Source organism: Campylobacter porcelli (genome assembly GCF_002139855.1).
GTDB classification, from domain to species: Bacteria; Campylobacterota; Campylobacteria; order Campylobacterales; family Campylobacteraceae; genus Campylobacter; species Campylobacter porcelli.
This window is the reverse complement of sequence record NZ_CP018789.1, coordinates 1,476,713-1,495,303: the sequence shown is the minus strand read 5'-3', so window position 1 is coordinate 1,495,303 and position 18,591 is coordinate 1,476,713. Positions and strand designations below refer to the sequence as shown.

The window sequence follows — 18,591 nt, the reverse complement described above, 5'->3', positions numbered from 1 at the left end:
AACTATTTTTATCTTATCGAGTGATTAATGAGTGGTTATATTTCAAATTTAAAAGGCTTTAAATATCCAGATGCTGAGCTTATACGCTATTTTTTCAAAAATCATCTAAACACAAATCCCCAAAAAGTCCTAGAACTAGGCTGTAATAATGGTAATAATCTATCTGTTTTTGCTAGTTATGATTATGAAGTTATCGGAGTTGAGCTTAATTTGCAAAATGTAGAAAATGCTAATTTTAATTTTACTAATGTATATGGATTTGATAAATTTAAATTTATTAATCAAGATATGAGGGAGTTTTGTAAGAGTGCTAAAGGGTTAAAAGCTGGTGTTTTACTAATACCAAATGTGATAAACTATATCACAAAATCCGATTTTATAACCCTTTTAGATAATATAATTAAAAATGAATTAATAGAGCCAAATAGCGACTTTTTCATAAGAGCAAGAAGTATAAAAGATCATAGATATGGTCTTGGAGAGCAGATTGATGATGGGGTATTTATCCTTAGTGGCGATGAGTATAGCGGCGAAAAGGGGATAATTTGTAGTTGCTATAAAGAGTATGAACTAGTAGAAATCTTAAAATCAAAATTAAATTTAAGAGATTTTACACTTATTACAAGCGAAAATTTAAATGTAAAAAGCGGAGTATATATCAAAGATAGTGATATAATAATTTATGGAAAAATCAATTAGGAGAGAAATATGTATAAAAATTTAAGTGGTTTGAAATTTCCAGATAGTGCTATGATACCATTTTTCTTTAAAAATGGTTTGCATAATTTGACAAATCAAAAGGTATTAGAACTAGCTTGTAGCAATGGTAATAATCTTAGCTTGTTTGCTTCATATGATAATGAGTGTATAGGTGTAGATATAAATCCGCAAAAAATCGAAGATGCCAACTATAATTTCGCAAATATCTTTGGGTATAAAAACTACTCATTTTTTGCTAGTGATATGTTTGATTTTATACCTAAAAATAGTGGTATAAATGCTGATATTTTGCTTATACCAAATGTTGTAAATTACTTTGTAAGGGCTGATTTTTTAAGGCTACTTGAACTTTTAAAAGAGCATAAAATGTATAAAAAAGATGCTATTTTTTTCCTTAGGACAAGGAGCATTAGGGACTTTAGATATGGTGTAGGCAAGATGATAGAGCCAAACTGCTTTAAGATGGCTGATGATTATGATATTACAGGCGAACCAGGTGCTATCAATACTCTATATCAAGAGCATGAATTAATCCAAATTTTACAAGAAAAACTAAATTTAAAAGATTTCAAACTTTTAACTTACGAAAACCAAAATTTGATGAAAAATAATCATATAATAAATGATAGCGATATTGTAATTTATGGGAAAATATCTTGAAAATAGCCATTATGCAGCCTACCTTTTTGCCTTGGTTGGGCTATTTTTATATGATAAATAGCGTTGATAAATTTGTATTTTTAGATAGTGTGCAATTTGAGAGACGAAGTTGGCAAAGTAGAAACAAAATTAAGCTAAATGATAGGGAATTTACCATATCCCTATCCACTCAAAAAACCGCCCAAACCACCAAAATAAGCGATATAAAGCTTTTATCTGAAGATAAATGGCGTAAAAAAATATTAAACACCATATACCACGCTTATAAAAAGAGTGTAAATTTTGATTATTATTTTCAAATTTTAAGCAGTGCAATTATGCAGTGTGAGAGCCTAGCAGATTTAAATATAAGCCTAATAACCAAATTTATGCAAGATTTGGATATTAAAACGCCGATTTACAAATCCAGCCAGCTATCTCAAAGTAACGCAAAAAGAGAGGAGCTACTACTTAGAATTTGCCAAGATTTAAAAGCAGCTTCATACCTGTCATCACAAGGATCTAAAAGCTACTTACAAACCAAGCACTCAATGGACATTTTCGCAAATAGTAAAATCGATATAGAGTATCTAAATTTCACCCACCCAGCATATAATCAAAAAGGTAAAAATTTCATACCATATTTAGGTATTATTGACTTTTTGTTTAATGAAACCAACCCAAAAGAGAGCTTTAATAAAATAATCTTAGAGCAAAATTCAAATAATATGGGGGGGGGTAGAGCCAATCTACCTAATCCTAGTGTGATTAAAGCTCAAAACCACATACCAATCTTGCTAGATAAATTTAATTTTATTAATTACTAAATTTTACATATTTTTAACCAAAATAACATAGAAATTTTACAAGCTAATTTTATAATTCCATCACAATTTATTAATGGAGTTTTAAATGCAAAGAAGAGATTTTTTACAAGCAACTTGCGGTGCGCTAGCTTATGCTGGGATATTTATGCCTAGTGGTATTAGTGCTAATGTAAATAAGCCTTTAATTGGCTTTAAGCAAGTCCCACCTAGCACTCAAGATAAGGTAATCGTCCCAGATGGATATGAGGTTAGAAAGCTCATTAGCTGGGCAGATCCGCTATTTAGCAAGGCAACGCCATTTGATGAAAATAAGATAATTGATAAAAACGCAGTTGAAAATGCCAAGCTAACTTTTGGAGATAATACTGATGGTATGGCGTGGTTTGATATAGATGAAAATCGTGCGATTTTAGCTGTGAATAATGAGTATATAAATCCAGAAATAATGTTTAACCATCAAGGTAAAAATATGAGCTTAGATGATGTTTATTACGAGCAAAACTCAATGGGTGTGAGTATATTTGAGATAGCTAAAAACCAAGATGGGTTTTTTAGCGTTGTGCTAGACTCACCATATAATCGCAAAATCACAGCTGGGACACCTATAGATATACAAGGTCCGGCTAGAGGTCATAAGCTATTAAAAACAAGAGCCGATAAGAGTGGAGTAAGGGTGCTTGGAACGATTAATAACTGTGCTAGTGGCAAGACTCCTTGGGGGACATATCTTACTTGTGAGGAGAATTTTGATGATTTCTTTGGCTCAAGCGATGAGAATTACGCATTTAATCCATCGCAAAAACGCTACGGGCTTAGTATCAAAGGCGAGAATTATGAGTGGAAATTAGATGAGAGATTTGATATAGCTAAAAACGAAAATGAGCCAAATCGCTTTGGCTGGGTAGTAGAAATCGACCCATATAATCCAAATTCCACACCAATCAAACGCACCGCCTTAGGGAGATTTAAGCACGAAAATGCTGAAGTAGTAATAGCCAAAGATGGTAAAATCGTGGTATATATGGGAGATGATGAGGCTAATGAGTTTATATATAAATTTGTTAGCAAGGCTAAATACAACCCAAATAAGCCAAATAGGGATATTCTAAACGAAGGCACCCTATACGCAGCTAAATTTATAGATACAAAGGATTTTGAAGGGGTAGGAGAGTGGGTAGCCTTAGAGTATGGCAAAAATGGTTTAGATGAGACAAATGGCTTTTATAATCAAGGAGATGTATTAATCCATGCTAGATTGGCTGCTAGTGTAGTTGGCGCTACTCCTATGGATAGACCAGAGTGGATAGCTGCTGATCCTAATGGTAAATATATCTACGCTACACTTACTAATAACACCAAACGCACCCAAACAAACGCATCAAACCCAAGAAATAAAAATATCTACGGCCATATCATCAGATGGCACCCTAAAGGCGATCACACAAGCATAAGCTTTAGATGGGATATATTTTTACTTGCTGGAAATCCGCTTAAATATCCAAATGATTTAAGAAAAGGAACGAGCAATATAAATGTAGAAAATATGTTTAATAGCCCAGATGGATTGAAATTTGATAAATTTGGCAGACTTTGGATACAAACTGATGGTAAATACTCTAATAAAGATGATTACGAAGGGATGGGAAATAACCAAATGCTATGTGCTGATCCTATCACAGCGCAAGTAAGAAGATTTCTAACTGGTCCAATCGCTTGTGAGATTACTGGAATTGCCTTTAATAGTGATTATACAACTATGTTTGTAGGTATCCAGCACCCAGGAGAAAATCTAGCAAATAGCCACTACCCAAATGGCAAAAGTTCCACTCCACGCAGCACAATAGTCCAAATACGCAAAAAAGATGGCGGAGTAATCGGCTCATAGATAATATTTAATTTTGTAGTGAAGGTCGGCTTTACAGAAACCACCCCTTCGGGGTCGCATTCGCTGGTTTTGCTGACCTGCGAAGTAAAACTATAATTTCATCCGCATTTGTCGGATGGATAACTTTAGGTGGGTCAAGGGAGCGTAGCTCCTTGTCGCAAACGGCGACTTGTTGCCGTGCGAAGTTAAAATAATTTTAAGGGGGAAGGGCAAGGTAGCTTCGCTCTTATGTTTCGTAGTGCCGTCAAACGATAGTTAGTATCGTTTGACTATTGCACCACTCAACTGCCAAAAAGCGTTCCCCTTCCCACTTAAAAAGAAAAGAATTCTTTGCTATTCCAAATTTTCGCCAAAAACTCCTTCGAGTTTTTTGTTGCGAAAATTTTCTTTAAGGGACAGGGGAAACTATAATTTGAAAGCCAAAACAGTTTCCCCTATCCCTTAAAAATCCCAACCCCTTCCCAGTTTGGCATTTTTATTTTATAAAAAGCCATATTAAACCTGAGCGTAGCTCAGCAACATTAGAAGGCTTTTACAAGGGGATAGGGGTTGTTAAGGGGGAAGGGGTAGCGTCTGCCAAAAAGCGTCCCCCTTCCCACTTAAAAATAAAAAGAATTTCTTTGTTAGCAAAGTTTTAATTTTTTTTCTTTAAGGGACAGGGGAAACTATTTTTACCTACTTTTAACGCACAAAATTTTCGCAACAAAAAACTCGAAGGAGTTTTTGGCGAAAATTTGGAATAAAAACCAAAGTCCGTGCTAAAGTAGCAAATACTAAAGTCCCTATAAATGGGGTACCCCACTTGTGGGGCTTTAGGTGGGTCAAGGGTTACATTCCAAATTTTCGCCGTAAAACAACCATTTAGGTTATTTTGCTTTTGCGAAAATTTTGTCGCAAAGGTCGGTTTTACAGAAACCACCCCTTCGGGGTCGCATTCGCTGGTTTTGCTGACCTGCGAAGTTAAAAATAATTTCCCCTATCCCTTAAGATCCCAACCCCTTCCCAGTTTGGCATTTTTATTTTATAAATTTGTCGTGAAGTTAAAATAGGGTTACCCTGCGAAGTAGGGACTTTCTCAAAGAGAGTGCAAAGCACAAGAGGTGGGTCAAGGGAGCGTAGCTCCTTGCCCTTAAGCTGGGCTTAGCTCGTGCGGCGAAGTTAAACCATAATTTCATCCGCATTTGTCGGATAGATAACTTTAGTGCGTTTCCAAAGTGCTAAACTTTGGTCGCAAAGTGGGGCTTTGCTCCACTGCGAAGTTAAAAATAGTATTGAGCGATGATTTTATTAGCATAGCTATCTTTTATAATAGAAAATTCTCCATTTTGCTTAAATGCTACTAATTTGGCATTTGATAGGGTTTGCTCTTTGTCATCTAGAATTTCACTGCTATTATCATAAAAATAGATTTTATCACATACCCCAAGTATCTCTTTTAGGTTATCAAAACTTTGTCCAAATCTCCTTTCTAAAGTTGTATTATCGATATTATGTCCGCCTTTGCTTACTCTGATTGCTACTCTTTTTTTAGATATTTCAACGCTTTTTAAACCTATATAAAAAAGTGTGATATTATAACCTTTGTTTTTGGCTAATTTTATAAATTTGACAATTCCTTTTCCACTAAGTGTAGTCTCAAGATTAAAACTAGCACCGCTATTTAAAAATTTATTTCTCATAGCAATAGCCAATTTACCTGCTTTATTTTGTATATATGGACTTTCGTAATTGCCTAATTCTTTTGCTAACTCATCGCTATTTACCCTATAGCCATAAAAATCATTTTTTAAAAGTTGATTAATATAAAATGTGCTTTTGCCACTTCCATTCACTCCAGCAAAAATATATAGTTGTTTAGTATTGTTTATATTATCCATATAGTAAAACCTTTTATATCAAGCTTTTGCGTTTTATTATATTCTTATTTTACATAATTTAATCTTTAAAGATTAAAAAAGGAAAAAAGTTTATTTGATATTTAAATTTTCTAAAAATTTAAAAAATCTTATTATAAAATCCGTGGCGTAAGCCACCCCTTGAAAGGCTTTTGCAAAATTTTCGCAACAAAAAACTCGAAGGAGTTTTTGGCGAAAATTTGGAGTAAAAATAAAAATGCCAAACTGGGAAGGGGTTGGGATTTTTAAGGGATAGGGGAAACTGTTTTGGCTTTCAAATTGTAGTTTCCCCTGTCCCTTAAAGAAAAGAATTTAAAAATTTTGAAAAAGCCTTCTAAGGTTGCTGAGCTTTCGCTCAGATTTAATATCTTATATATTCAAAGATGATTTAAATAATAAAAAGATATAATTACAACATTGATAAATTCACCCTAATCGACTAAAAAGGAGAGCGATGAAACCAAAATATCACTTTTACAATAATGCAATTTACGCATTAAGCGGCTTAAAAGCTATGTGGCGTAGTGAGAAGTCATTTCGCATTGAGGTGGTTATAATTTTGCCTTTGTTTATTGCTATTTGGTTTTTGCCAGTTAGTTATATGCAGATGATTATCCTTGGGGTGAGCCTATTGTTTATCCTTGCGATGGAGTGCTTAAATAGCGCTGTTGAGGCGTGTGTGGATCTTGTTAGTCCGGATTTTCACCCACTAGCCAAAGTGGCTAAAGACTGCGGTAGTGCGGCTGTGTTTATCTCTATTTGCTTAGCTGTGATGGTCTGGGCTGTGGTGCTATTTAATATATTTTGGTGATAGATGTGATTAGAGATAATCTATATTGGAATGAATTTTATAAAAACGAACACAAAGATATTGCCACGCCTACGCTTTTTGCTAATTTCATCTATGAAAATTATATAAAAAATAAAAGCGTTGTAAATTTAATCGAATTTGGCTGTGGTAATGGTAGAGATAGCCTCTATTTTGCTAAGAATAATCTAAGCGTAACCGCCATTGATAGCTCAAATATCGCCATTAATAGCTTAAAAAATAGGGATAAAAATATCAGATGGATTTGCGGGGATTTTACCAATTCTTTGGATATTAGCGATAAATTTGATATTTGCTATAGTAGATTTACACTTCATGCTATAGATGATAGTAGCCAAAGTGGCTTTATACAAAATGTCAAAAATCTGCTTAAAAGCGATGGAATTTTAGCCATAGAAGCAAGAAGCGTAAACGATGGGAAATTTGGCCTAGGTAAGAATGTGGGCAAAAACGCATTTATATTTGATAATCATTATCGTAGATTTATAGAGCTTGATGAGTTAAGGCAAACTTTGATAAATAGCGGTTTTGAGATAGTTTATATTGATGAGAGCAGTAAATTTGCCCCCATCAAAGATGAAAGTTGCGTCTGCGTAAGGGTAGTGGCTAGATATTAAGGCTATCTAGCTCGGATTTGGTTTTTAAATTCAAATAGTCATTTGAGCTAAATCTTTTTGGGACTTCTATATAGTTATCCCCATACATAAAGCATAGATATTGGTGGTAGTTTTTTAACACGCTTAGGCTAAAATCCTTATAATTTAAGCGTTTTAGCCCACCATCAAAAATCTCATTAGGAAAGTAAAAAAACCTCCCATCATCATAGTCGCAAACCTTGAATTTACCATAGTTATCAAATAATCCAATATCGATAACCACCCCATCGCTATTTGTAATTGTAATTCGCTTTATATCTCCAGCCTTAAGATTTAAGCCATCATCTTGGATATAACGCAAATTTACTTGATACTTACTACCTAATAAATCAGGCAAATTCCTAGCTAAATACTCTAGATCGCTGTATTTTAACACATATAAATCCACATCGCTAACTACGCTTAAAGCCTTGCTACGCAATATAGATATAAGCCCAGAGTTACAAATGAAATAATCCATATTAATCTGATTAAAATACCCATCTAAAATTCGCATAACCTCATCAGTCAAACGCTCTCTATCAGGGGTTGAAAATGAGATATCCCTATCCTCTATAAGCTTGATTTTGTCTTTTAGACCTAAATTTACAAGCTGAGCCTCCATCTCATCGACCCAGATCCCACCTATATAGATATAATCAAATTCCAATTTTACAATCTCATCAACGCTATAAATAGGAATATCCATATATTTACTGCCTTGCTTTTGCTTGTTATTATCTATAAAAGCTACTATATTATCCCTATCATTAACCGCTCTATGTATGGCTCTACCGGCTGCTCCAGTGCCAAAAATAACTATATTTTTCATATATAAACCTTTTTTATTTTTATATATTTTAACATATGTAAAGGTTAAATTTAATACAATTTAATACTAATTTTTGCATATTTTTACAAATATGGGGGGGGGGTTGGCGTGCAAATAGAGATTAAAAATTTGATAATTCAAACGATTAAAACCATCAAAAAAGATGCTATTGTAGATGAAAATTCATATATTTTTGGCAGATCTAATGCTTTATTTGATAGTATTGGGCTGCTTGAGCTAGTTGTGGAGCTTGAAGAGGCGATATATGATAAATTTGGCAAAAACATTAGCCTATCTGATAAAAAAGCAATGAGCCAAAAAACTTCGCCATTTATAAATATCAACTCACTATCTAGATATATCCAAAAGTCTTTAAATGAGTAGAGTTTTTATCATCACAGGCACGAGCAAAGGCATCGGCAATGCTCTTGCTAGATTGTATCTAGATGAGGGTCATACCATCATAGGCTGCTCTAGAAATACCCCAAATATCAATCACACTAATTACCATCATTACACATTAGATGCTAATGATGAGAAATCTGTAATTGATATGATTAGAGAGATTGGGCGTAAATTTAAAGTAGATATTTTGATTAATAATATCGGCACAACCACCCTAAACCATATCGCCACTACAAATTTGGATTTGGTAGATGAGATATATAGAGTTAATTTTAGGACTACATTTTTATTTACCAAAGAGGTGGCTAAAATTATGATGAAAAATCGCAAAGGAAGTATAGTAAATATCTCTAGCATCGCCTCTCCGCTTAGTTTAGAGGGTGAAGCAGTCTATGCTAGTATGAAATCAGCCATAGAAAAATTTACTCAAATCAGCGCTAAGGAATTTGGATATTATGGTATCAGGATAAACGCTCTAGGAGTTAGCCCTACTAAAACCAATCTTATAAAAGCCTTACCAAAAGATAAATTAGATAGCTTGCTATCTAAACTGATAATAAAAGATTATTGCGAATTTGAAGATATTAAAAATGGGGTTGATTTCTTAATCAGTGATAAAAGCAGATTTATAACAGCCCAAACCATATATCTAGGTGGAGTATGCTAAAAGCCCTAAAATCAAATCAAGATAAAATCGCCATAATAGACAAAGGCAAAGAACACTCATATCAACACCTTATAGATAGGATTAATCTTTATAAATCACTAATCAAAGATGAGCTTTCAAATGGCGATATAGTGGCGTTAAGGGCTATTTATAGCTTTGAGAGTATCGCTATGTTTATCGCACTTTATCTAAATAAAAATATAGTAGCACTACTACCAGATAGCCCAAATTTAGATGAGTATCTACAAAGCTCAAACGCAAACAAACTAATAGAGATAAAAAGCCAAATCAATATAAAAAGCCTAAATCCACCAAAGCACGATAAAATCAAAGAGCTAAATAACCAAAGTGGCTTAATAATCTTTTCTAGCGGAACCCTAAATAAGCCAAAAGCTATAATTCACAATCTAGATAATATGGTAAAAAATTTCGCAGATAAAAGGGCAAATTCATTAAGGATTATTCTATTTTTGCTATTTGACCATATCGGCGGGATAAATACCTTGCTAAGTGGCTTATTAAGCGGCTCAACGCTCATTATAGCCAGTGATTTTTCGCCTAAAAATATATGCTATTTAATATCAAAATACAAAGCCCATATCCTACCTACTACGCCTAGTTTTTTAAATTTGCTTTTAATGACTAAGGAGTATGAAAATTATGATTTAAGCTCCCTTAGGCTCATCACCTACGGCACAGAGAGAATGGACGAAAATATACTAATTAGACTTAAAAATATATTTAAAAAGGTTAAATTTATCCAGACCTTTGGCACGAGTGAGAGCGGGATTTTACCCACCACTTCTAAATCATCAATATCAACATACTTTAAGCTAAAGCCAGATGAGTATAAGATCAAAGATGGAAGGCTATTTTTAAAGTCAAAAACTATGTTTTTAGGCTATATGAATTTAGATAGTGATAACCAGTGGTTTGATAGTGGGGATTTAGTTAAGCAAGATGGCGATGGATTTTTAAAAATCATAGGCAGAAGCAAGGAGATTATAAATGTAGGTGGCAAGAAACTTCTAGCTAGCGAGGTTGAGAGCTGTATTTTAGAGCTAGATGAGATAAAAGATGCTTTGGTATATGCTTTGCCGTGTGAGATTTTAGGTCAGATGGTGGCGTGCGATGTAGTGTGCGATCTAGCTAAATCAAATGCCAAAGAGCTGATAAAATCGCATTGTAAGGCTAGATTGGAGCGGTATAAAATCCCAGTTAAGATAAATATCGTAGATGAAATTACCTTTACAAACCGCTTTAAAAAAGATAGAAAACTTAGATAAACTCCACCTTGCTACTATCTGCTAGAGATTTTACCCTATTAATTAGCTTGTTATTTAATGAGTTAAATTTGGATTTTTTTAACTCCAAAGTGTAGATCTCATTGCTTTTGACTATCTCAAAGCCAAAAAATTGATTAAATCTTAGGGCGTTTTGATTGTTTAATTTAATCTTAGAGTAGATAAGATCGCTATCTTTTAAAATTTTTGATAAAAATAGATAAGCAAAGGCTGATTTAACTAAAGGCTCTACGCCACTTTTATAAAAAATCCCCCAAAAACCATTATAAAAATTAACCCCACCCACAATCTCATCATTAAAAATCATCGCAAAATATGAATTATTTGGTAAATTTAAAATCCAATTTTTATGAGTTTGTATGTCGATTATACCGCCATCTAAGCTAATATCTCTAATTGCCTTGCTATTTCTAATGCTTAAAATCTCCAAGCTCTCACTTGGGCTTAGTAGCTTATAATCTTTAAATACAAATTTCATACCGCACCTTAAAATTTTGTAAAAGAGTATTATAGCATTAAAGATATGTTTTATGGCTGTTTTTACTTCGCACGGCAACAAGTCGTCGTTTGCGACAGGGAGCTACGCTCCCTTGACCCACCTAAAGTCCCTACTTCGTAGGGTAACCCTATTTGGTTCAAATTTGTTTTGTTAAATCTGAGCGAAAGCTCAGCAACCTTGAAAGGCTTTTTCAAAATTTTCGCAACAAAAAACTCGAAGGAGTTTTTGGCGAAAATTTGGAGTGTAAGTTAAGGGGGAAGGGCAAGGTAGCTCCGCTCTTATGTTTCGTAGTGCCATCAAACGATAGTTAGTATCGTTTGACTATTGCGCCACTCATCTGCCAAAAAGCGTCCCCCTTCCCACTTAAAATTTTTAACTTCGCAGCTGAGCTAAGCCCAGCTTTGCGACAAGGTAGCTCCGCTCCCTTGACCCACCTGAAGCCCCACAAGTGGGGTACCCCATTTATGGGGACTTTAGTGTTTGCTACTTTAGCACGGACTTTGTTCGTGCGTTAAAAGTAGGTAAAAATAATTTCCCCTATCCCTTAAAAATCCCAACCCCTTCCCAGTTTGGCATTTTTATTTTATAAAATTTTCGCAAAAGTAAAATAACCTAAATAGTTGTTTTACGGCGAAAATTTGGAATAAAAACCAAAATCCGTGGCGTAAGCCACCCATTAGAAGGCTTTTTCAAGGGGTTGGGGGTTGTTAAGGGGGAAGGGGTAGCGACTGCCAAAAAAGCATCCCCCTTCCCACTTAAAAAAAGGAAAAGAATTTTTGCGATAAAAGCTTTTTAAATTCTTTTTTTAAGGGACAGGGGAAACTAAAATTTGAAAGCCAAAACAGTTTCCCCTATCCTATTTTTTACCTACTTTTAACGCACGAACAAAGTCCGTGCTAAAGTAGCAAACACTAAAGTCCCTACTGCGTAGGGTTACCCCTTAAGATCCCAACCCCTTCCCAGTTTGGCATTTTTATTTTATAAAAAATTTTTATAAAAAGTTAAAGCAAAATCCAAAAACCAAATTTTGGAACGCTTTTTGCTTTCCCCATACCCAAAAATCAAATTCCAATATAAAGGATTACCAATGATGGGCGCATTATGGTCTGGAGTTACTGGTCTTCAGGCGCACCAAGTAGCAATGGATGTTGAAGGTAACAACATAGCAAATGTCAATACCGTAGGATTTAAGTATTCTCGTGCGAGTTTTGCGGATCTATTCAGCCAGACTCAAAAAGTCGCCACCGCTCCACAAGGCGATCTGGGCGGTAAAAACTCTATGCAAATCGGCCTTGGCTCCACAGTCAATACAGTAACCAAAATTTTCAAGCAAGGAACCATCCAAACCACAGATAAACAAAGCGATATGGCGATCCAAGGCGATGGATTTTTCGTCGTATCACCAGATGGTGGCAAGACCTATCTATATACTAGAAATGGGGATTTTAGCCTAGATTCTGTGGGGAATTTCGTAGATCGCAATGGTTATATAGTCCAAGGTTGGTTAAGAAATGAGGATACCGGCATGATAGATCCTACCGGACCGCTTAAAAATATCGTTATAGAACCAGGTATGTCTATGGAGGCTAATCCAACTAGCGAGCTAGCCATCATCGCCAATCTAAATTCCGGCTCAAACATAGGCACCAAAAGCTCCCCAATCTATGCGCTAGATGAATTCAACGACTTTTTAGACCTTAATGGCAATGGCCTTTGGGATGATGGTGAAGCGAAAAATCCAAACGACCTAAACACCAACACATATTATATAAACTCAAACAAAGAAGTAGCCGTCAAAGAAGCCGGCGTGGATCTAGGCGTGGTATTTAACGGCGCAGGAGAAGGGATAAATCTACGAGAGGGCCAAGGTATGTGGGTCAGCTACGCTGATGCGAAGGTTACATTTGGCCCTTTAAATAACAACCAAGCGCAAAATCGCACCCTACATATCTCACTAAATGGCATTGAGATACCAGCTACTACCATCGCTAGCATGGATGAAGTAGCCAAAAAGATAAATGAATTTACTAACAAAACAGGCGTCCAAGCCACCGTAATAAATGGCAACGAACTCCAACTAACAAACAACAACAACACCGGCACCACCGATGAATCCAAAAACATCAAGATCAAAGCATATGAAGATGATAGCACATCTATCAAAAGCACAAATATCATAACCGCATATAAATACACCTACTCATCAGCTGCTGGCACTGAAGCGGGCCATCTATATAGTGATAGTGCTGCTAGGGTAGTTAGAACCACAGAAGATCTAAGAAAAGCTATGCAAACAGACGCTAGAGAGTATGTCAATTATAGTGGCTCTAATGTCTCAAATGCCGTAAATGGTGCGACATATGTAACAAATAGAATGTTACAGATAATTGATGAAGAACTAGCTAAAGGTCAAAATATAGGGCAAATAAAAACTACAATAAATGGGCAAATAACTCAAGCATTACAAGACGGACAAGATACATTTAATGGCTTACGAGATAGAGGCGCCGTAACTGCCCCAATCTCTGAAGGTGCCGTAGCTACGATAGTAGAAGTGCTAAGATCAGCACAAGGAATAATGAATAATAACAATGCGAACACTACTGCCAACGATCTAAAAGAAGCTATAAGAGAGCTAGTAACTAATGATAAATTAGCTCAATTTGCTGCCAACGAGTGGAATTCTCCGCTAGATGCCGATGGAAATCCAGATGCTAATAATAACGCCGCTAATGGCTTACCAGCTCCAACCGGTAACGAACATAGCAACGCCACATATAGAGATACGAATTTAAATGATGGGGTGAAAGTAACAGTCAATGAAAAGGGTCAATTCGTCTTCGAAAACCCAGCCGGCGATGCTAGCTACGGCCAAAATGATGGCCACATGACTCAAGCAAACCCAGCTGGTCCAGGTGGAACTCCGGTAAAAGATAGCCCAAATGCCTTTACCGACGCAAATGGCCAAAAACAAGTCCCATCAAATCAAGATACATATATCAATGACTATAATATGCAAATTTCAGTTACAGGCTATAGCAATCTAGCACAAAATATCAATGAAAACTCAGCCCTAGCTGATGTATTCAAAAGCCTTAGCGGTGGCCTAAGCACAGGAACTAGCTCAAGAGTTAGTAGCAACCTTACAATGTCTAGCCACGCTGCTACAACTGAAATTTATGATAGTTTAGGCTCTAAACATGAGATTAAATTTGAGTGGAGAAAGGTGAGTTATAGTCCAGAAAATGGCACCGAGTGGTCTCTTCTCATCCAAGTCCCAGAGCCAGGTGTGCTAAATGCTGATGGCGCTGTATCAAATGTAATATCAGGCTCAGCAAGGTTTAATAACGATGGAACCTTGCTAGGCTTTACCCCATCGACGCTGACCTTCACAGCCAATAACGGATCAGCTCCCGGCCAAAATATAGAGCTAAATTTCGGTAAAATTGGCGACTCAAACGGCCTAAGAAGCAACGATAACCCAAGCTCAACTGACAATATCGTCCAAGATGGCTACGCCGCCGGTAACCTAACAGGCACAAGGATAGATGAATCAGGAACGATAATAGGTAGCTTTAGTAATGGTAGAAGCTTTGGCTTAGCGCAAGTGAGTCTAGCGGTATTTACAAATAACGAAGGCTTAGAGACTAGGGGTGGAAATATATTTAGCCAAACAGCAAATAGCGGTGATCCAGTCTTTGGCGCGGCAGGAACTAGTAGGCGTGGGACTATCACAGCAAGTGCTTTGGAGATGAGTAATGTGGATTTAAGTAGGGCTCTAACTCAACTCATCGTAGTCCAAAGAGGCTATCAAGCCAACTCCAAAACCATCACCACTAGTGATCAAATGCTAACAGCTTTATTACAAATTAAGCAATAGTATTTTTGTTTTGCTAGACTTCGCAAGAAGTCTTTATCTTATATAGGCTTGAGAAATAGTATCACAAGGCGAATTAACGCAGATAAATATGCTTGGTATGGGTTAGCTAAGTATATAATCTAGTAAATTTGCCTTTGAGATATTGCTTATTTTGCCGTCCTTTTAGTAAAAGTTACCTAATAATTTTCTAGTTACTTATTTATCTTATATCAAAAGCAAGTTAAGTCAAAATAAGCTAAAATAGCGGATATATCGTGTTATTTTAAAATATTGTAAATCAAAAGAAATTTAAAATAAGCTTAATTGGTGGAGTTAAGCGGGATCGAACCGCCGACCTCTTGAATGCCATTCAAGCGCTCTCCCAGCTGAGCTATAACCCCATCAAGATGGCGTAATGATACACTTATTTTGCTTATAATTTTATGAAATTAAATAAATTTGCCAAATTCATTTAATCAAATTAAATTTTAAGTTTTCTTTTGCTATTATTCAACTTTCAAAATTATTGCGGGAATAGCTCAGGGGTAGAGCACAACCTTGCCAAGGTTGGGGTCGCGAGTTCGAATCTCGTTTCCCGCTCCATATTTTGCCCAGGTGGTGGAATGGTAGACACAAGGGACTTAAAATCCCTCGGAAATTACTTCCGTGCCGGTTCAAGTCCGGCTCTGGGCACCACACATGGCGACATGGCCAAGTGGTAAGGCAGAAGCCTGCAAAGCTTTTACCCCCAGTTCGAATCTGGGTGTCGCCTCCATATTTTACAGGGTTAATATGCGTTATATAGTTTATACTTTTATCTTGTTATTATATGGATGTTCTAATACATGGCATGGAGTCAAAGAGGATTCTAGAAGTGCTTATGAGTGGTCTAAAGGTAAGATCAATCAAGGTGCTAGCTGGGTAGAGGAGAAAACTTCTAATTAATTATTTCGGGAGATGGCTGAGTGGTCGAAAGCGGCGGTCTTGAAAACCGTTGAGGTGTGAAAGCCTCCAGGGGTTCGAATCCCTTTCTCCCGGCCACTACTTAATCAACTGAAATTTAAGGCTATTTTATGCAAAGTAGTTCAAAAGTTCATGGATTTTCTAAATTTAAATTAATCATTATTTTAGCTTTTATGTCTAGCATTGCGCCATTATCTACTGATATGTATCTACCTGCGCTTTCTCATGTTCAAAGTAGTTTTGAGGCTAGTGAGTTTTTAACTCAGCTTAGCTTGGCTAGTTTTTTTATAGCATTTGCGTTTGGGCAGCTGATTTATGGGCCTTTGAGCGATATTTTTGGTCGTAAAATGCTGCTTATTATCGGTATTTTGATATTTATCGCTTCAAGTCTTGGGTGCGTGATGGTGGATAATATCTATGTTTTTATCACTTTAAGATTTTTTGAAGCACTTGGCGGATGTGCTGGTGTGGTGATCGCTAGGGCGATTGTCAATGATAATTTTGATATTAAAGATGCTGCTGGGATATATGCTTTGATGATGGTCTTTTCATCGCTTGCACCTATGCTATCGCCGACATTTGGCGGTATTTTGCTAAGATACTTTTCTTGGCAAAGCATATTTGCGGTGCTATTTATGCTAGGTATTTTGCTACTTTTATTCATCATTTTTGGGCTTAAGGAGTCTATGGTAGAACGAGTTAAATTCTCTCACAAAGCGACAATTAACAGCTATAAATTTGTTTTAAAAGAGCCTATTTTTATTCTTTATTGCTTGATTGGAGCCCTTGCTTCGGCGGTGCTTTTTGCTTATATTACTGGTTCATCATTTGTTTTTATGGGGCATTTTGGGCTTGATGAGACTAAATATGGTATATTATTTGGTATTAATTCTTTCTCTTTTGTTTTGTTTGCTAATATTAATGCTAGGCTTAGTAGAAAATTTGATTGCGAAATTTTGCTTAAATTTGCCTTGATTGCTATGCTTGTAGCGTTAATTTTTATTAGCTTTGCGGCATTTATCCAGCTTGGATTTTGGGCTTTTGAGATTGGAGTGTTTATAGCTATTGGAATGCTAGGATTTATCTTGCCAAATTCAACCACCTTAGCGATGGCAAGATTTAAAGACCATTCAGGCACTGCATCAGCGGTGCTTGGCGTTATGCAGTTTGGGTTAGCTGGAGTTATCGCATTTGGCGTGGGGGTGCTTGAAGCAAATACTCCGCTATTTTTAGCTTTGATTATGCTAGTGCCGTGCGTGATGGCAGTTATTTTACGTTATAAATACACTCTTGATAGATAAATTTATGCTCATTAGGGATGTTTTGGTAGATTAGATTTGCTAAATTTCTAATCTCCCAAAGAGCACTTTTAGAGCTTCTAAGACTTATAAAATTCTGAAGGCTTCTAGCGTTTATGCTCCAGCTAAGCTCGGTTTTATAGCTTTCTGGAAGGCAGTATTTGGCTATATCTAAGCTTGTATTTTGGCTTAGAATTTGGCGTAAATTCTCAAGTGCATTTATACTTGCATTATCGACAAGCTCATTGCCAGTTAGTACCAAATACCTACTTGCATTCTCAAAATCTCCAGCTTTAAATTCGCTTTGGTTTTTTAACTCTTTTAGTGTGTAGCGAGTGGATTTTACGCTTAGACTTGCTACTCTATGCCTTGCTAACTCTTGTAAGCAAGCTCTACTAATCCCCTTTATATAGAAGTTGTAAAATAGGTGCTCTAGTGTGCTTGCGTGTTTAAATTTATTTCCTACTCTATCTATGAGTTCAATATCTTTTTCTCCGCCATTATCGCCCTTATCAAAGCTTTGCCAACAAGTGCGAATAGCATTAGAGCAGATCCATAGCGGAGTGTAATTTAGCAGTGTAACTTCCATATTTTGACCTATTTGTATATTACGATTTTATCTAAGCTTTGGCGTGTTTTAGACGGAGCAATCTCATCGCTATACCCCAAAGCGATAACCAAAACAGGCTTAAAATGCTCTCCAAGCGATACAAATTTATCTAATTTTTGCGGATCAAATCCTGCTACAATACAACTTTTCACCCCTAGGCTTTGAGCGATATTTACCATATTAGCACTTGCGATATAGCATTGGAGCGAGGCGTAGTGCATTAGTTCTTCATTAGTTTGTGGATCAAATCTAGCTGCGAAGTGATCAAGTGCTTTTTGAAGTCTTTCTGGTGTTCGTGGCTTGCGATCTACTTGAGCTTTTATAAAATCACAACCACCTTTTAGATCATTTCTTGCAATTACGATTATAGCGTGGCTACATCCGCTTACTTGGGCTTGATCGTTGCAGATTTGACCTAGCTCTTTTAGATCATTTTCTTTGCTAACTACCATAAATTTCCATGGCTCAAGTCCGCATGAGCTTGGGCTTAATCTAGTAAGGTCTAGGATCTCTTCTATAATGCTATTATCTATCTTTTTGGAGTTAAATTCTCTACATGAGTAGCGTTCTTGCATTATTTTTTTCATCTATTCTCCTTTAGTTATTTTGTAGATTATAGCGGTATTTTGCCAATATTTGGTTAAAATTTTTAGACTGTATGAAATTTTAATTTTATTAATAAAAAATATGTAGAATCATTAGGCTTAAATTTTATTATTAAGGA

Annotated in this window: 17 protein-coding genes and 5 tRNA genes; 16 read left to right on the top strand and 6 right to left on the bottom strand. The window is 35.9% G+C overall.

Annotated elements, in window-relative coordinates; all coding sequences use genetic code 11:
• Positions 1 to 27 precede the first annotated feature (27 nt).
• The 4 genes from CSUIS_RS07590 to CSUIS_RS07575 all read left to right on the top strand — a co-directional run bounded on the left by CSUIS_RS07590 (position 28) and on the right by CSUIS_RS07575 (position 4,071).
• Positions 28 to 699 (top strand): class I SAM-dependent methyltransferase, encoded by a 672-nt coding sequence (locus tag CSUIS_RS07590; protein ID WP_086293214.1) that lies wholly within the window; start codon positions 28 to 30, stop codon positions 697 to 699.
• A gap of 9 nt (positions 700 to 708) precedes the next feature.
• A complete protein-coding gene (locus tag CSUIS_RS07585; protein ID WP_086298352.1) occupies positions 709 to 1,380 on the top strand; it encodes a methyltransferase domain-containing protein in 672 nt (223 codons plus the stop codon).
• Positions 1,381 to 1,391: 11 nt separating this feature from the next.
• Positions 1,392 to 2,186, top strand: a complete 795-nt coding sequence (locus tag CSUIS_RS07580; RefSeq protein ID WP_086298622.1) for a WbqC family protein — start codon at positions 1,392 to 1,394, stop codon at positions 2,184 to 2,186.
• An 85-nt stretch (positions 2,187 to 2,271) separates the two neighbouring features.
• Positions 2,272 to 4,071 (top strand): PhoX family protein, encoded by a 1,800-nt coding sequence (locus CSUIS_RS07575; RefSeq protein WP_086298350.1) that lies wholly within the window; start codon positions 2,272 to 2,274, stop codon positions 4,069 to 4,071.
• Positions 4,072 to 5,330: 1,259 nt separating this feature from the next.
• Here the strand turns inward: CSUIS_RS07575 and CSUIS_RS07570 are convergent.
• Positions 5,331 to 5,948 (bottom strand): zeta toxin family protein, encoded by a 618-nt coding sequence (locus CSUIS_RS07570; RefSeq protein WP_086237306.1) that lies wholly within the window; start codon positions 5,946 to 5,948, stop codon positions 5,331 to 5,333.
• Positions 5,949 to 6,420: 472 nt separating this feature from the next.
• On the opposite strand from CSUIS_RS07570, the gene CSUIS_RS07565 reads away from it, so the two are divergent.
• Complete coding sequence (locus tag CSUIS_RS07565) at positions 6,421 to 6,777, top strand: diacylglycerol kinase (protein ID WP_086298348.1); 357 nt, start codon at positions 6,421 to 6,423, stop codon at positions 6,775 to 6,777.
• Positions 6,774 to 7,412 (top strand): class I SAM-dependent methyltransferase, encoded by a 639-nt coding sequence (locus CSUIS_RS07560; RefSeq protein ID WP_192940183.1) that lies wholly within the window; start codon positions 6,774 to 6,776, stop codon positions 7,410 to 7,412. The genes CSUIS_RS07565 and CSUIS_RS07560 overlap by 4 nt, the downstream gene beginning before the upstream one ends.
• Here CSUIS_RS07560 and CSUIS_RS07555 read toward each other — a convergent pair.
• Positions 7,402 to 8,262, bottom strand: a complete 861-nt coding sequence (locus CSUIS_RS07555; protein WP_086237309.1) for a nucleoside-diphosphate sugar epimerase/dehydratase — start codon at positions 8,260 to 8,262, stop codon at positions 7,402 to 7,404. The two genes, CSUIS_RS07560 and CSUIS_RS07555, sit on opposite strands and share 11 nt — an antisense overlap.
• 108 nt (positions 8,263 to 8,370) lie before the next feature.
• Between CSUIS_RS07555 and CSUIS_RS07550 the strand changes: the two genes are divergently transcribed.
• The 3 genes from CSUIS_RS07550 to CSUIS_RS07540 are packed head-to-tail and all read left to right on the top strand — an operon-like array spanning position 8,371 to position 10,620.
• Positions 8,371 to 8,646 (top strand): hypothetical protein, encoded by a 276-nt coding sequence (locus CSUIS_RS07550; RefSeq protein ID WP_086298343.1) that lies wholly within the window; start codon positions 8,371 to 8,373, stop codon positions 8,644 to 8,646.
• Positions 8,639 to 9,334: an SDR family NAD(P)-dependent oxidoreductase gene (locus CSUIS_RS07545; protein ID WP_086298341.1), complete on the top strand. Its 696-nt coding sequence runs from the start codon at positions 8,639 to 8,641 to the stop codon at positions 9,332 to 9,334. The genes CSUIS_RS07550 and CSUIS_RS07545 overlap by 8 nt, the downstream gene beginning before the upstream one ends.
• Positions 9,328 to 10,620 (top strand): ANL family adenylate-forming protein, encoded by a 1,293-nt coding sequence (locus CSUIS_RS07540; protein ID WP_086237311.1) that lies wholly within the window; start codon positions 9,328 to 9,330, stop codon positions 10,618 to 10,620. Before CSUIS_RS07545 ends, CSUIS_RS07540 begins: the two co-directional genes overlap by 7 nt.
• Here the strand turns inward: CSUIS_RS07540 and CSUIS_RS07535 are convergent.
• Positions 10,613 to 11,116, bottom strand: a complete 504-nt coding sequence (locus CSUIS_RS07535) for a hypothetical protein (protein ID WP_086298339.1) — start codon at positions 11,114 to 11,116, stop codon at positions 10,613 to 10,615. The genes CSUIS_RS07540 and CSUIS_RS07535 overlap by 8 nt on opposite strands.
• Positions 11,117 to 12,224: 1,108 nt before the next feature.
• Here CSUIS_RS07535 and CSUIS_RS07530 point away from each other — a divergent pair.
• A complete protein-coding gene (locus tag CSUIS_RS07530; RefSeq protein ID WP_192940182.1) occupies positions 12,225 to 15,017 on the top strand; it encodes a flagellar hook-basal body complex protein in 2,793 nt (930 codons plus the stop codon).
• A gap of 304 nt (positions 15,018 to 15,321) precedes the next feature.
• Here CSUIS_RS07530 and CSUIS_RS07525 read toward each other — a convergent pair.
• Positions 15,322 to 15,397: transfer RNA gene (locus tag CSUIS_RS07525), tRNA-Ala, on the bottom strand.
• A gap of 127 nt (positions 15,398 to 15,524) precedes the next feature.
• On the opposite strand from CSUIS_RS07525, the gene CSUIS_RS07520 reads away from it, so the two are divergent.
• The 6 genes from CSUIS_RS07520 (at position 15,525) to CSUIS_RS07500 (ending at position 17,260) form a co-directional block, all read left to right on the top strand.
• Positions 15,525 to 15,599 (top strand) — tRNA-Gly (locus tag CSUIS_RS07520).
• Positions 15,600 to 15,605: 6 nt separating this feature from the next.
• Positions 15,606 to 15,692, top strand: a tRNA-Leu gene (locus CSUIS_RS07515).
• A gap of 5 nt (positions 15,693 to 15,697) precedes the next feature.
• A tRNA-Cys gene (locus CSUIS_RS07510) sits at positions 15,698 to 15,771 on the top strand.
• 17 nt (positions 15,772 to 15,788) lie between these two features.
• A complete protein-coding gene (locus CSUIS_RS08520) occupies positions 15,789 to 15,941 on the top strand; it encodes a hypothetical protein (protein ID WP_192940181.1) in 153 nt (50 codons plus the stop codon).
• Between the two features lie 6 nt (positions 15,942 to 15,947).
• Positions 15,948 to 16,037 (top strand) — tRNA-Ser (locus CSUIS_RS07505).
• A gap of 32 nt (positions 16,038 to 16,069) precedes the next feature.
• The gene (locus CSUIS_RS07500; RefSeq protein ID WP_086298337.1) at positions 16,070 to 17,260 is read left to right on the top strand and encodes a multidrug effflux MFS transporter; all 1,191 of its coding nucleotides are present in this window, start codon (positions 16,070 to 16,072) and stop codon (positions 17,258 to 17,260) included.
• Here CSUIS_RS07500 and thyX read toward each other — a convergent pair.
• On the bottom strand, positions 17,226 to 17,846 hold the full coding sequence (gene thyX, locus CSUIS_RS07495) for an FAD-dependent thymidylate synthase (RefSeq protein WP_086298335.1): 621 nt from the start codon (positions 17,844 to 17,846) through the stop codon (positions 17,226 to 17,228). The genes CSUIS_RS07500 and thyX overlap by 35 nt on opposite strands.
• Positions 17,847 to 17,854: 8 nt before the next feature.
• Positions 17,855 to 18,454, bottom strand: a complete 600-nt coding sequence (locus tag CSUIS_RS07490) for a nitroreductase family protein (protein ID WP_086298333.1) — start codon at positions 18,452 to 18,454, stop codon at positions 17,855 to 17,857.
• Positions 18,455 to 18,591 lie beyond the last annotated feature (137 nt).